Genomic DNA, 13894 nt, shown 5'->3' with positions numbered 1-13894 from the left:
AGGGAAAGCCACTGAACGGAGTAACCCTCCGTGGTCCGGACGGCTCGGGATAACTCGATCGGGGTGCGTTACTTACGGCGGCGTCGGAAATGCACCACAATGCTCAAGTTCGTGATTCCGCTTCCGGAGGTCCCCATGCCGCGCGCCGCCCAGCGCCGTACGCCGACCGATGCCGTGCTCGGTGCGAGCGTGCCCATCGAGACAGCCGAGTTGCTGGACCGGACGGGGATCATCGCGGCGAGCCTGCCGAAACGACGGCGCAGCCCGGAGAACGAGATCGAGCCCGAGCCGGCGCCGGTCCGGGCCCCGGTCTGCGAGCCGGTCGTCGACAAGGACCTGCGGCCCAAAGCGGTCGTCATCCATCGCCGGGCCAGGTCCTGGTTGGTCGGTGGAGCCGGGGCGGCGCTGCTCGCGATCGGCTGGTTCGCCGGCACGTTCACCCTCGCGCCGGTCGACGACACCGCCTTGCCCGAGCGGCCGCTGCCCACCGTCTCGACCCAGCAGGTCGCGCCGCCGGCGGTCCAGCCCACGCAGCCCGCCCCGCAGGCCGCCCCGGTGACCGTCTATGTCCCGGTCACCGTGAAGCAGCGAGTGCCCGCGACGACGAAGAAGAAGCCCGCCAAGGAGGAGGCGGTCGCGCTGCCGCCCGCCGAGACCCGGCCGACGGAGGAACCGCGTTCCGACATCACGGCGCAGAACAGGGCCACCCGGGACCTTCGGAGCATGATGGATCCCGTCGTGGCGAGTTCGCTGGCGATGGAAATGGCGGAGGGCATGATGGGGTACGGCGAGGGCCGCTGACCATCGGGAATCATCTCTCCACAGTGGACAGTACCGCAGGTCGTCGGCCGGATGGCCGCTGACAGTGCGGAGGTGATCCATTACCGTGAGCCAAGGGGAGGGGCTCATGGAGAAGGAGGATTCCGCGCGGGACACCGGGTTCAAGGCCGCGTTCGCGGTCGGCGAGTTCCGCGCGTTGTGGGCGGCCGAAGCGCTTTCACAGGCCGGTGACCAGCTGGCCAGGGTCGCGTTGTCCGTGCTGGTCTGGGAAAGAACGTCGTCGGCAGGGCTGACCGGGCTCACCTATGGACTGACGTATCTGCCGACGCTGATCGGCGGCACCTTGTTCGCCGGTTTGGCGGACCGCTATCCACGGCGGACGGTGATGATCGTCTGCGACCTGGTGCGCGCGGCGCTCGCGGTGCTGATGGCCGTGCCGGGGACGCCTTTGCCGGTACTGGCGGTACTTCTGGTGGTCCTGACGACGGCGGGCGGACCGTTCCGGGCGGCGCAACTGGCGTTGCTCCCGGACGTCCTCGAAGGAGAGCGGTACGTCGCCGGGCTCGCGATCCGCACGATCACCATCCAAACGGCACAGCTGGCCGGATTCGGCGGCGGCGGACTGGTGATCGGGCTCGTGACGCCCTACTGGGGACTGGTGATCGACGCGGTGACCTTTGTGGTCTCCGCGCTGCTCGTGTCCACAGGGGTGCGTCGCCGGGGTCCCGCCGTCACGGAATCATCGGTGAAAAGTCGTGTGGCACGGGCTTTCAGCGGCGAAGGCGCCAGAGAACTGTGGCGGGGCAAGGGAATCCGTGTGCTGTTCGGGTTGAAGATGCTCGCCGGTTTCGCCATCGCGCCGGAAGGGCTCGCCGCACCGCTCGCCAACGGGCTCGGGGCGGGGAGTTTCGCGGTCGGGCTCATTCTCGCGGCGGATCCGGTGGGTTCGGTAATAGGATCGTGGATCTTCACGAAATGGGTTCCGGCGCGACGGAAAACGCGAATGGTCGGCATTCTCGCCATCGCATCCGTCGTTCCTTTGCTTTTTGTCTTCTTTCGCCCTCCACTACCGGTCTGTCTCGCGCTGATCGGGCTCAGTGGCGCCTTCGCGGCGCCGTACCACTTGCAGGCCGTCGCGCTGATGGCCCGCGCGGTGCCGGACGGCGTCCGGGCACAGGTGATGGGCCTGACCTCGACGAGTTTGGTGACGGTGCAGGGAATCGGGATCATGCTCGCGGGCGGTCTCGCCCAGTTGACCGGTCCGTTCGTGGCCGTCGGGGTGGCCGCCGCGGTCGCCGTCGCCGCGGCGGGCCCGATGGTGATGGCGTGGAAACGCGCCATCGCCACCGGGCCCGATGTCTGGCTCCCGGCCGGGAGCCGAACCGGCTGAATTGGTGGGATCAGTCCTCGCGACCGTTCATGATGGTCCTCCCTCCCACTGCTCCATCTGTGTGTTCCGGAAATGACTCGAGCCACCCTCAGTACTACCTCGGATACATTGAATTATGTACGGAAGGGGGACCGGTGACGATGATTATGGGGGATGTGGAACTCGCCGGAGAAGGGGCCGGTACACGTCTGAGAGCCTGGGTCCGACACTGGGAGTTATGGTCCGGACCACGTGGTGTACCTGCGATTTTTCTTGTGGTGGAAGGACTTGCGGCTACAGTCGCCGTAATAGCCTTGCTCCGATCGAACTACGAGATTACGGAATTCGTCCGATTTGGATCACTGCTCGGCCTTGCTTTCCTGCAAGCCGAGCTTTCCCGTTCGGTGGAACGGTTGCGGCGGACGCTGTGTGACCGGCCGCACATCAACATGACTTCGGTGTGGACGTTCGCGGGGGTGCTCGTCCTGCCCGCCGGCCTCGCGCTGGCCCTCGGATTGCTCATCTACCTGCATCTTTGGCTCCGGGTGTGGCGGGGGATGAGCCACCGCCCGGCGTACCGCGTCGTGTACTGCGCGGCGGCCATCGTGCTCTCGTGCCTGGCCTCGGGAGCGGTCGTGGCCGGCTGGAACGGCCTGCCGGTCGGGTTCTCCGGCTCGCTGCGGATGGTCGAGGCGGCGGCGGTGTTCACCGTGGCCAACGCGTTCATCGTGGCGTTCTCGGTCTACCTGCACACCGGGGCCCGGTCGCCGCGTTCGCTGTTCGGCTCCGGCGACGACAACCTGCTGGAGGTCACCACCCTGGTGCTCGGGACCTCGACCGCGCTGGGCATCGTGCACGCGCCCGCGCTGGTCCCGTTCGTCCTGCTGCCCGTGCTGGTGCTGCACCGCAGTGTGCTGGTGCGGCAGCTGGAGATCGCGGCGAACATCGACGGCAAGACCGGCGTGCTGAACGCGCACGCGTGGCACGTGCTGAGCGAGCGGGAGCTTTCGTCGGCGGCCAGGGCGAAGAGCAAACTCGGGGTGCTGATGCTCGACCTCGACCACTTCAAGCAGGTCAACGACGTCTACGGGCACCTCGCGGGCGACGCCGTGCTTAAGGTCGTCGCGACGACGATCTCCCAGCACGTCCGCGACTACGACTCCGTCGGGCGCTTCGGCGGCGAAGAGTTCGTCGTGCTGCTGCCCGGTGCGACGGAGACCGAGGTGATCCCGGTGGCCGAGCGGGTCCGGCAGGCGGTGATGGCGATCGAGGTCGAGGTCGGGACGGCGTCGGGACCGCGGACCGTGCGAGGGCTTTCGGTGTCGATCGGCGTCGCGGTCTACCCGTCCGGCGGGACCGTGCTGGAACGGCTGCTGCACGTCGCCGACTCCGCGCTCTACCAGGCGAAGCGGAGCGGGCGGAACCGCGTCGTCTCGCTGGCGGCCGCCTGACCCGCTCGCCCGGCCCACAAGTACATGAAGGCCCCCTTCCTTGCGCCAGGCGCAAGGAAGGGGGCCTTCATGTACTGAAAAGGTCTTACCAGGGCGAGTTGCCCTCGTCCTCCGGAGCTTCGTGGCGCCTATCGCGAGGAGCCTGCGCCGGCGGAGTGGAGTCCGAAGGCGGCGGAGGCGGAGGCGGCGCGGGCTCGGACCCCGGCGGCTCTTCCTCTTCGATCTCGGGGAAGCGGCTGCGCAGGGTGCCGATCATCAGCTCCCTGGTCTCCTGGTCCTCGTCGCCGAGCGACTCCTGCATGACCTCGGCGACCTGGTTCGCGATCCCGGCCTGCGCCTGGTGCATGGTCGCGAGGATCTGCCGCGACAGTTCCTCCATCGGGTACGTCCTGGCCTTGTTCCCGAAGTCGATGGCCGTCACACCGCCGTCCGCTCCGACGGTCACCTTGACGGCGCCGTCGGAGCTGGTGGCGGTCAGCCGCAGCTGCTCGGTCCGCTCCTGGGCGGCCGCGTAGCGCTGGGCCTTCTCCTCCAGGCCCGCGGCCCACTGGTCCATTTTGCGCTGGGCCTCGTCGGGATCCAGCATGAGCTCGCCGAGCTCGTTACCCCTCGTCACTTCTTTCCTCCGATGTCCAAGGCCTTGAAGTCTGCCTTGAACGGTTCCGCGTTGGTCTTGTCACCATCCACATAGGACTTGGCGGCGGTGCGGACGTTGTCCGCCGTCGCCTGGACCCCTTCGCCCGCCGCCTTGATCGCCTCCGCCGCGCGTTCGCCCGTCGGGTTGACGATCGGCGGCAGGAACGCGCACAGCAGGCCGTACGCGTCCGCCGACATCGCCGAACCGGTCGCGCCGTGCGCGGTGTTCAGCCGGTCCACGAGCCCGTCGAGATGGCTCGCGTGCGCGGTCAGGTCGTCCGGGTCGACCTCGAACGAAGCTGCTGTCACTTCCAGTCCTTGTTCTTCCAGTCACCGATCACCGGGGGCGCCACGACCTCGTCGGCCGCGAAGAACGACGGGTCGTCGGATTCGAGGTATCCGGCGGCCTTGTGTTCCTTGTCGTCCTGGCCCTGTCCCTTGGCGCCACCGGGTGCCATGCCGCCCATCGGGCCCATGCCGGTGGAGCCGGGCTTGCCGCCGGTACCGCCGGCGCCGGCCGCACGGGCCGCCGCCGCTTCGGCGTCCATCGCGCCCGCGGCGCCGCCCATGCCGAGCGAACCCGTCGACCTTCCGGCACCACCGAGACCGCTGGCGCCCGAGCCACCGGCACCGCTACCGCCGATGCCGCTGCCACCGAGGCCGCCACTGCCGCCGCCGAAGCCGCTGCCGCCGGTGCCCCCACCGGGGATACCGGGGATGTTCGGCATCTTGGGCGGGGTGTACGGCGTGGGCTTGTAGGAGGAGCCGGGCTCCGGGAAGTTGGGGATCTTCGGGGGGCTGATCGGCGGGATCCTCGGCGGGACCGAGTTCGGTCCGCCGCTGGTGGGTCCCGGGATGTTCGGCAGCGGGATGTTCGGCGGGTTGTACGGGAGACCGCCGCCCGGACGCGGGCCACCGCTTTCGGGGAAGGGGATGTTCGGCGGGGTGAACGACGGCGGTGAGACGGACGGCGGGGTGTAGCCCGTGGTGTGCGTCCCGTCGTCGATCTTGGGCATGCTGATGTTCGGCGACGACGGCGGGCGGTAGTTCTCGCCGCTCGGCCCGTTCGGGATGTTGGGCATGACCGGGTTCGTGACGGGGCCGCCGCCGGGACCGCCACCAGGGCCGCCTCCACCCGGGAAACCGCCGCCGGGGAAGCCGCCACCCGGGTTGCCGCCGGGATTGCCCCCGGCCGGGCCGCCGTTCGGCGAGGAGAAGGGGCTCATGCCGCCGGGGCCACCGCCCGTGCCGCCGGGTCCGCCCTGCGGGTTCCCGTCGAGCGAAGCGGCGATGCCCTCCGGACGCGTACCGTCCGAGCCGACGTTGAACGGGCTGGGGTTCTGCGTGCCGTCAATGCCGTTGGGCGCCATCTGGTCGCGAAGCGTCGCGGGTTGGTCCGCGCCACCGCCCGCGCCGCCGCCGGACATGGGGGTGCCCCGCAACTGCTGGGTCGCCTGGGCCGTCTTCAACTTCGGCGGAGCCGGGAACGCCGGGGTGGCGATCGCCGAGCCGACCGTGCTGTCGAAGTCGGTCATCACCTTCGCGGCCTGGTCGCGCGCGTCCTGCTGCTTCTTGAAGGTGCCGAGGTCCTTCCCGAGCTGCGCCATGTACAGCTGCGGGTCTTTGATCGTCTGCAGGTTGGCGTTGGCCTCCTGCACACTGAACGCCACCGGCGGGTTCGCGTTCATGAGCTTCTGGGTCTCGTTGAGGGTCTGCGAGTGGATCTGCTGCTGCCGCCCGGTCAGCGTCGCGCCGTTCGCCGTCGCGCCGAGCCACTTGCCGACACCGGCGAGGTGTTCGCGGGCCGCGTCGCCGCCCTCGCCCTCCCAGTTGGCCGTGCTCGCGCTGATCGCCTTCGCCAGATTGCGCTGGTGACCGGCCAGGTCGTTGCCCGCCCGGACCCATTCTTCGGAGGTCTCGCCGACCGCGGCCGGGTCCGCGTTCTCCGCGATCGCGGACTGCATCTGCTCGTGGGTGGCGTTGGCCCAGACCGTGGACGGCGGGTCGCCGGGCTTGCGCATGTCCAGGTCCTTGTCGAGACCCTCGCGCGCCTTCTCCAGCTGCCCCTCGTACATCTTCTGAGTGAACTGGTCCTTCATGCCGGCGAGCGGCGTCTTCCCCCAGCCGAACAGGTTGAAGAGGAGGTCCGTTCCGGCCGAGGCCCCGGCCCGGATCTCGTCGCCCGAGGCGGCCTTGTCCGCCAGCGGCCCGACGTAGTAGTCGGACGACGAGTCGGCCGTCGGGTCGTAGAACGAGTCGAGCTTGTCGTAGTCGGGCGAGTTCGGGTCGGAGACCTTCGCCGTCTTCTCCTCGGATTCGGTCACGGGTCTCTCCTCAGATCTCGGTGTCGATCTGCTTCAGGTTGCGCTGGTTCTCGTGGTCGCGTTCGCGGTAGTTCCGCTTGGCGAGTTCGATCGCCTCGACGTAGGTCGGGAACTCGGCGCGAGCGGCCTGGAGCTGGGTGAGCAGGCCTTGCGCGTCCGTCGCGGTGCCGTGCATGTGCTGCGACACCCACTGCGCGGTCGCGGTGGAGCTCATCGGCGGCGACTTCTGCAGCTTGGTCAGCGCGCTCCAGCGCTCTTCGAGGCTGTCGATCACACCTTGGAGTGAACGGATCATCTCTTGGCCGGTGGTCTCGTCGACGGCGAAGCCGCCCTGCATCGCCATACGCTTCAGCGCCATGCCTTGGAGGGCCGGCTTGAACGCGGCCGTGGGCCGCAGGTCCTGCACCGCCTCGAACTTCGCTGTCGGCTGTAGTTCTTGTGCTTCCTCGGTCAACGGAGGGTCCTCTCGCCGGGTTCAGGAAGGTCAGTAGATGTCAGCGATGGCGTCCCGGATCGCGTTCGCCACGCCCGACTGACTGGCCGGGTCGTAGTGACCGATCACGGCGCCCGAGGCTTCGTCGGTCTCGGTCCAGACTAGGTACCGGCCGTCTTCGGTGTCGAGCCAGCTCAACGGCGTCGACCGGAGCCGCTCGCCGCGGCGGCCGATCCCGCTCACGATGATGTACCCGCCGCCGAGACGGGGCCCGGCCAGCACCTGCTCCAGGACTTCGAGGTCGCTCTCGTCGTTGCGCGGGGCCGGGGCCTCCGGCCGGGCGCGGACGACGCCGGTGAACTGGAGGTTGCCGAACGCGTCGGTCTCCTCCTCGTCGAACTCGGCTTCGGCCTGACGGCGCGCGGTCATCGCGGAGACGGCGCGCTCCTCCTGCTGCACGATGGTGCGGCGGCCGGTCGACGCGGGGCGCATCCGCGGCAGCACCCCGGAGAGGACCTCGACCAGCTCGTCGTCGGAGAACAACGCGAACTGCAGGTCGTCTTCACCGTGGGCCTGCGTGATGCCGAGCGCCTGCCTGCCGTCGGTGAGGGCGAGGACGGCGATGTCCTGGCCGAGACCGTCGATGCCGTTGATCGAGACGGTGATCCGGTGGTTGCCCAGCAGCGCGAACGCGGTGCGGACCGCCGGGCTCAGCTCGCCGTTGATCGACAGGCGGCGCTGCTCGAGATCGGTGTAGACCTTCCGGACGATCGCGGTGTACCGCTCCGGGACGATCGAGGTGTTCTGGACACGCAAGGGAAACAACCGGGCATCGACGCCAAGCGCCCGCCCGACCACCGTCGCCTCGATCGTCCCCAGCGCGAAATCGGCTCGCTCAGCCATGCTTCTGCGCTACTCCCTCACGGGGGCCGTACCCCGTCACGATCGGCTGACCTGCGGAGAGGGGGCCGACTTTGTTAATGGCCAAAACAAACTAGCACAGCGCATGACCGTACGGAACCACACCGACGGCGCTGAACCCGATGGAATGGATCACAATGCCCGATCGGGCACTTTTCTTGCCCCTAAAGGAATAACGGTCGTTCACGGCGATGCTACCGGGTGCTCGCCGCGGGGGCGTAATTCGTCATCCGGCGGGCCACGTCGGTCCGTGACCGGGCCCCGAGTTTCCGCAGGACCTTCGCGACGTGTTGTTCCACGGTGCGCGGGGAAAGGAACAGTCCGTCCGCTATCTCCCGGTTCGTCCGCCCGTCGGAAAGCATGCGCGCGACTTCGAGCTCCCGGGGCGAGAGTTCCTGACCGTAGCCGCGCCGCCCGCGTTGCGAGGGCGCCCACGCGCCGTGCTCCCGGAGCTGGTGGCGGCACCGGCCCGCGTCCCTGGTCGCGCCGAGCCGCTCGTAAGCCTCCGCGGCCGCCGCGAGTTCCTCGATCGCCTTGCGGTCGCCCGCGGTGAGCCGTCCCGCGTCGAGGCGGCCCGCGGTGAGACGGCACAGCGCGGCCCGCTCCCGGGCGCCGATGGCCTGATACGGCATCGGCAGCGCCTCGTAGCCCGCCGCCGCCTCGTCGAAAACCGTTGCGGCGGCGGGATGTTTGCCGCGCGCGTCGAGCAGGATCGCCTGGCCCGCCAGCAGCGCGACCCGGGAGACCGGCGAGTCCTTGCCCTCGACGCCGCGGGCGAACTCCTCGACCACCGCGTCCGCCTCCGACCAGCGTCCGGCGCGCGTGTAGGCCTCGGCCGCGGCGGGGACCAGCCCCGCCGCCCACACCCAGACGCCCTTGCGCCGGGCCGCCGCGACGGCGTTGTCGGCCGCCGCGCAAGCGCCGTCGACGTCGTCCGTCGCGAGGAGGACCCGGATCAGGATCCCCGCCGCCGAAAGGACGACCGGCATGGGCCCGTGCTCCGGCGAGTGCACGCTCGCCGCGGTCAGGTGTCGTTGCGCGGCGGCGAATTCCCCGCGGACGGCGGCCAGCCCACCGAGGACGAGCGAGCACTCCATGACGATGGGACCGAGGTCGGGATAGCCGTCGCGGAGCTGTTCGGTGGTCTCCGCGAGCCCGGACCAGTCGCCGCGCACCCAGTCCAGCCGGACCTGGGTGCCCTGCGCGAGCCCGGCGGCGTAGAGCGCTCCGGCGTCGGTCGCGCGGCGGATCCCTTCCGTGACCAGCTTTTCCGCCCTGGCCAGGTGCCCGGCCCAGGATTGCGCGTCGGCGAGGTTGCACCACAGCCGCGCGAGCTGGACGCGTTCGGCGACGGCGTTGCCCTGGTCCGGCAGTTCGGTGAACTCGGTCCAGGCCGAGCCGTCGCCGATGTGCGCCCGGGTGGCGATCCGGTCGCCGAGGAGCGCGATCCGCAGTTCCGGGTCTTCGAGCCGGTCGAACACGTCGCGGGCCCGGTCCATCCAGACCTCGTGCCAGGACAACGGGGTCAGCCCGTCGATCGGCTGGGCGAGCAGGTTGATCCCGCGGGCGGCCAGCTCCGGCTCGTCGACCAGTTCGGCGATCGCCTTCTCCACCTCGACCCGGCCCCGGCCGAGCCGCCCGATCGTGCGGACCAGCAGCATCCCGAGGCTGAGCCGGATCGTCCCGCGCACGCTCGGGCGCAGGTCGGTGAGGTCTTCGAGGATCCGCTCCAGTGTTTCGATGACGTCCGGGCGGAAGCCGCGCAGCGCGACCTGGCTGAGTTTCGTGGCCAGCCGGGCGACGTCGTCCTCGCCGAGTCCCGCCTCGGCCAGCACGGACTGGAGCAGGTCGATCGCGCGTGACGTGTCGCCCTGGGCGATCGCCTCGTCGGCGGCCGCTTCGGCGTAGTGGCGCCACTGTTCGGCCCGCCCCGCCGCGCGCGAGTGGTTCGCCAGCAGGGTCAGCGGCGGCACCTGCTGGGCGGCGAGCACCTGGATGGCGCGCGAATGCAGCAAGGTCCTTTCCGGACCGCTGACGGTGTCGTAGACGGCCTTGCGCGCCAAGGGATGCCGGAAGCCGTAGCGGTCGCCGCCGAGTTCGCCGAGTACCCCGCCATCCAAAGTGGACAGAAGTGCCGACCGGAGCGCGTCGCCGGTGAGGCAGGCGAGTTCGCCGATCACCGACGGTTCGGACGGGACGGCGAGCACCGCCGCCGCGCGGGCCAGCCGGACCGCGGGTTCGGGCAGCCCTTCGAGCCGTTCGGTGATGGCCTCACGCAGGGAGATCGGGACTTCGAGGCTCTCCAGGACCCGATCCGAGAGCACTTCGCCGATCGGCAGCCGTCCGGCGGCGTCCCGCAGCGCCCGCAGGGTCTCCTCGACCACGAACGGGATCCCGGCGGTGCTTTCGTGCAGTTTCGCGGTGAACGCCGCGGAAACCCGCGGCAGGTCCAGCAGTTCCTCCGCGAGCTTCCCGACGGCCTCGACATCGAGCGGGCCCAGCGTCACGCGGGCGGTCTGGACGTTCGGCGGGGTGCGGAACGGGATCCCGGCGCCGGGCCCGGAGGGCGAACCGGTCCGGTAGGCCGCGACGACGGCCAGTTCGGCGGGCATGGCCGAGGCGAGGAAACGCATCAGGTCACGGGTGCCCTCGTCGGCCCACTGGAGGTCGTCGATCAGGACGAGCGCGGGCCCGCAGGCGATCAGGAGTTCCCGGACGGCGCGGAACTGACGGTGTCGTTCGGCGCACCGATCGGCGAGTGGTTCCGGTTGGGGTGGAAGGCTTTCCGCGAGTTCGGGCAGCAAGGGTCTCAGTACCCCGGCGACCGGGCTGAGCGGGCCGAGCGGCCGGTCGCCCGCCGAACGCAGCGCTTCGAGCACCGGTCCGAACGGGAACGGTTCGCGCATCGGCTGGCAGGCACCCGAGAGCACCCGGGTGGCCGCGAACTCGCGGCGTCCGGCCAGCTCTTCGAGCAGCCTGCTGCGGCCCATCCCGGGTTCGCCTTCGATCAGCACGGCGGCGGGACGGCGCAGCAGGATCTTCACGATCGCCGAGACCTCGACGTCGCGGCCCACGAGTGCCGTCGATCCGGCGCGGACCGAGACCGAGGTCGGGCGAGGGGTGGCAAGCCACATCATGCGCTCCTCGGTAGGGAGTTCCCGGTGAGCCCGACACGATCTTGTGCGTTGTCCTGCGGAGCCTAAGCACTGCCTACCGGGTCGTAAACCACCCAACACGGACACCGCGGGCATCTCGCTAGGCCGTCCGCCAACGCACCGTCACCGGTTGGACCACGGATCGTCGGTTGGAAAATCACCAGGCACCCGAAACGTCGGCGAAGAACCCGATCTAGCGATTCATCCCACGTTCAGGGGGTGGCTACGACTACGCAAGGTATTCGCTTCGAAACCCTACTTAAGGACGTGACCGTACGGGTGCCAGCGCTCAGTGATCGTCACCGGAGCAGCGGATTCGGTTCCCGAAGAATGGGTATACCTATCCCGCGCCGACCCGGATTGCGGGCTTCCCCGGAGTCCAGAACCCTCACCCGTCAGGGGAGGGCTATCGCATGGCGAACCGGAGCCGTGCGTGATGACGAGGGAGAAGCATGAAGATCACGAAGCTCCTCGGTGTGGCCGCCACGGCAGCACTGGCCACCGGCGCGCTCGTCACGGGAACCCCCGCGGCGGCGTCCTCTGTGTCTTCGATCGGCTTGCTCAACACCGAGATGGTCCCCGCCCTGCAACGGGACCTCGGCCTGACCGCGGACCAGGCGCTCGCCCGGATCCAGAGCGAGACCGCCGCGGGCACACTCGAACAGTCACTCGCCTCCGCGCTCGCCGGAAGCTTCGGCGGCGCGAGCTACAACGAGGCGACCGGCAAACTCCGCGTCGGCGTCACGGACGCCGCGAAACTGGGGCAGGTCCTCGCGAGCGGCGCGGAAGCGGAACTCGTGCGGTTCTCGGCCGCCCAGCTCGATTCCACTGTGGACAAACTGAACGCGGGTGAGCGCGCGGCGGACGGCGCGATCACCGGCTGGGGTGTCGACACCAAGACCAACCGCGTGACGCTGAACGTCCTGCCGGGCAAGAGCGGCGTCGTCGACTCGTACCTGGAGAAGACCGGAGTGGACAAGACCGCCGTCTCGGTGGTCGAGACCTCTTCGGCGCCGACCCTGAAGTACGACGTCCGCGGTGGTGACGCCTACTACATCAACAACTCTTCGCGCTGCTCGATCGGCTTCTCGGTCAACGGCGGCTTCCTCACCGCCGGACACTGCGGCCCCGGCACCGTGACCGGCTCCAACCGGGTCGCGATGGGCTCGTTCTCCCGCGTCAGTTTCCCGAACAACGACTACGCCAGCGTCCGGGTCAACAGCAACTGGACGCCGCGCGGCGTCATCAACAACGGCACCCGCGTCAGCGGCTCGAACGAGGCGGCCACCGGCGCCTCGGTCTGCAAGTCGGGCTCGACCACCGGCTGGACCTGCGGCACCGTCGGCGCCAAGAACCAGACCGTCCGCTACTCCGAGGGCACGGTCTACGGCATGACCGCCACCAACGTGCGCTCGCAGGCGGGCGACTCCGGCGGCTCGTTCATCGCGGGCAACCAGGCGCAGGGCATGTTGTCCGGCGGCAACAGCTCGGTGACGTACTTCTTCCCGGTCCGGCCGGCGTTGTCCGCGACCGGGACCTCCCTGGTCCTCGGCTGACACCGTCCCCGGTCACCGAGAACCACCTGAAAAAGACGAAGGGCGGGCCGAGTGCCTCCAGCGCACTCGGGCCGCCCTTCGCCTTTTCGTACCGCGGGAGCGGTGGCTTTGGGGTCAGACGTTGCTGATCTCTTCGATCAGCGCCTCGACGTCGAAGTGCTCGCTTTCGGAGCCGAGCGGGACCAGTTCGTAGGTGGACTCGAGGAACGTCTCGACGTCCTCGCGCTCGAGCTCGAACGACGCGTAACCGTCGGGTGACTCGATCTCCAGCGTCAGCATGTCCTCGTCCTCGGAGAGGTCGGGGCGGACGCGGACGTCGCCGAGCCCGGACGGGTCGGTGAGACCGGTGGCGAGCAGCTCACGCGCGAAGGTCCACTCGACCCACCGGCCGCGCTCGGTCCGGAACGACACGGTGACCGCGAACGGCTCACCGGCGTGGAAGGACAGGCGGGAGAGAACGGGCGTGCTGCTGTTGTTCAGCAGAACGAACTGGCTCTGGTGAATTGCGTCGGTGTGCACGGCCACTCCTCGGTGCTCTCGTGGTTCGCGCGGCGCGAACTTTTCGGTCTCGGGGAGGAGATGGCCGGGCACGCGGCGGATGACGCGAATGTCGCCACGTTCACGCTATCGGCTGCACATGTCCATAGTGGTGTAACGCCGGGCACAGACCCCTTGCGTTCGGGCCGATACCCGTGGTCACGAGGCCGGGGAGTCCTTTTTGGACCGCTCGGGAGCGCTCAGGGGTCGAGCGGCAGGGTCAGCCCCGTCTTGACCCGGTCCATCGCCACCGACGTCGTGAAGTGCCGCACGTTCGGGTTGTCGAAGAACATCCGTCGCGTGAACGCCTCGAAGTCCGCCATGTCCCGGCAGGTCACGACGAGCACGAAGTCCGCGTTGCCGGTGACGTAGTAACACTGCTGGACGTTGTCGTCCGCGAGCACCTGCCGCCGGAACCCGTCGAGGACCGCGAGGTTCTCCCGCTCCATCTCGACCATCACCACGAACGTCATCGACAGCCCGAGCGCCCGCGGCGACAGCACCGCGACCTCGCGTTCGATCACCCCGGTCTCGCGCAGCCGCTTGATCCGCCGCTGGACGGCGGCCGCGGACAGGCCCACCTTGGCGCCGATGTTCTCGGCGATCATGCGGGCGTCCGACTGCAGGCAGGCGAGGATGGCGACGTCCAGGCGGTCGAGGTCGGGTGTGTGCACCAGGCCAGGCTAACCGGACGACTCCGCCGGGCGCCTGATCTTCGATCGCGCCATCGAG

Annotated in this window: 12 protein-coding genes; 4 read left to right on the top strand and 8 right to left on the bottom strand. The window is 69.4% G+C overall.

Annotated elements, in window-relative coordinates; all coding sequences use genetic code 11:
- Positions 1-111: 111 nt before the first annotated feature.
- The 3 genes from B0293_RS08930 to B0293_RS08920 all read left to right on the top strand — a co-directional run bounded on the left by B0293_RS08930 (position 112) and on the right by B0293_RS08920 (position 3600).
- The gene (locus B0293_RS08930; protein ID WP_245191798.1) at positions 112-801 is read left to right on the top strand and encodes a hypothetical protein; all 690 of its coding nucleotides are present in this window, start codon (positions 112-114) and stop codon (positions 799-801) included.
- A gap of 106 nt (positions 802-907) precedes the next feature.
- Entirely contained in the window at positions 908-2170 is a 1263-nt protein-coding gene (locus tag B0293_RS08925) for an MFS transporter (RefSeq protein ID WP_005149678.1), read from the top strand.
- 293 nt (positions 2171-2463) lie between these two features.
- Complete coding sequence (locus B0293_RS08920) at positions 2464-3600, top strand: GGDEF domain-containing protein (RefSeq protein ID WP_005149680.1); 1137 nt, start codon at positions 2464-2466, stop codon at positions 3598-3600.
- Positions 3601-3685: 85 nt separating this feature from the next.
- On the opposite strand, the gene B0293_RS08915 is transcribed toward B0293_RS08920, so the two are convergent.
- From B0293_RS08915 to B0293_RS08890, 6 genes are all read right to left on the bottom strand, one after another.
- Positions 3686-4216 carry a YbaB/EbfC family nucleoid-associated protein gene (locus B0293_RS08915; RefSeq protein WP_039914905.1) on the bottom strand — a complete coding sequence of 177 codons (531 nt, stop codon included), beginning with the start codon at positions 4214-4216 and terminating at the stop codon, positions 3686-3688.
- Entirely contained in the window at positions 4213-4545 is a 333-nt protein-coding gene (locus B0293_RS08910) for a type VII secretion target (protein ID WP_005149685.1), read from the bottom strand. The genes B0293_RS08915 and B0293_RS08910 overlap by 4 nt, the downstream gene beginning before the upstream one ends.
- Positions 4542-6560 (bottom strand): hypothetical protein, encoded by a 2019-nt coding sequence (locus B0293_RS43905; RefSeq protein WP_005149687.1) that lies wholly within the window; start codon positions 6558-6560, stop codon positions 4542-4544. Before B0293_RS43905 ends, B0293_RS08910 begins: the two co-directional genes overlap by 4 nt.
- Positions 6561-6570: 10 nt before the next feature.
- Positions 6571-7014: a hypothetical protein gene (locus B0293_RS08900; RefSeq protein WP_005149689.1), complete on the bottom strand. Its 444-nt coding sequence runs from the start codon at positions 7012-7014 to the stop codon at positions 6571-6573.
- A 30-nt stretch (positions 7015-7044) separates the two neighbouring features.
- A complete protein-coding gene (locus B0293_RS08895) occupies positions 7045-7896 on the bottom strand; it encodes an ESX secretion-associated protein EspG (RefSeq protein WP_005149690.1) in 852 nt (283 codons plus the stop codon).
- 212 nt (positions 7897-8108) lie between these two features.
- Positions 8109-11048 carry an ATP-binding protein gene (locus B0293_RS08890; protein WP_005149692.1) on the bottom strand — a complete coding sequence of 980 codons (2940 nt, stop codon included), beginning with the start codon at positions 11046-11048 and terminating at the stop codon, positions 8109-8111.
- A gap of 473 nt (positions 11049-11521) precedes the next feature.
- Between B0293_RS08890 and B0293_RS08885 the strand changes: the two genes are divergently transcribed.
- The gene (locus tag B0293_RS08885) at positions 11522-12625 is read left to right on the top strand and encodes a S1 family peptidase (protein ID WP_005149693.1); all 1104 of its coding nucleotides are present in this window, start codon (positions 11522-11524) and stop codon (positions 12623-12625) included.
- Between the two features lie 114 nt (positions 12626-12739).
- Here B0293_RS08885 and B0293_RS08880 read toward each other — a convergent pair whose 3' ends face one another.
- Positions 12740-13144, bottom strand: a complete 405-nt coding sequence (locus tag B0293_RS08880; RefSeq protein ID WP_005149694.1) for an SsgA family sporulation/cell division regulator — start codon at positions 13142-13144, stop codon at positions 12740-12742.
- Between the two features lie 218 nt (positions 13145-13362).
- Positions 13363-13836 carry an Lrp/AsnC family transcriptional regulator gene (locus B0293_RS08875; RefSeq protein ID WP_005149695.1) on the bottom strand — a complete coding sequence of 158 codons (474 nt, stop codon included), beginning with the start codon at positions 13834-13836 and terminating at the stop codon, positions 13363-13365.
- Between the last annotated feature and the right edge of the window lie 58 nt (positions 13837-13894).

This window comes from Amycolatopsis azurea DSM 43854, assembly GCF_001995215.1.
In the GTDB taxonomy this organism is placed as follows: domain Bacteria; phylum Actinomycetota; class Actinomycetes; order Mycobacteriales; family Pseudonocardiaceae; genus Amycolatopsis; species Amycolatopsis azurea.
This window is presented reverse-complemented; position numbering and strand designations above follow the sequence as displayed.

What these genes read in the sequence shown, in the direction of transcription:
- B0293_RS08925 (WP_005149678.1), top strand. Translation starts at nt 908, where the DNA reads ATGGAGAAGGAGGATTCCGCGCGGGACACCGGGTTCAAGGCCGCGTTC.
- B0293_RS08895 (WP_005149690.1), bottom strand. Translation starts at nt 7,896, where the DNA reads ATGGCTGAGCGAGCCGATTTCGCGCTGGGGACGATCGAGGCGACGGTG.
- B0293_RS08890 (WP_005149692.1), bottom strand. Translation starts at nt 11,048, where the DNA reads ATGTGGCTTGCCACCCCTCGCCCGACCTCGGTCTCGGTCCGCGCCGGA.
- B0293_RS08885 (WP_005149693.1), top strand. Translation starts at nt 11,522, where the DNA reads ATGAAGATCACGAAGCTCCTCGGTGTGGCCGCCACGGCAGCACTGGCC.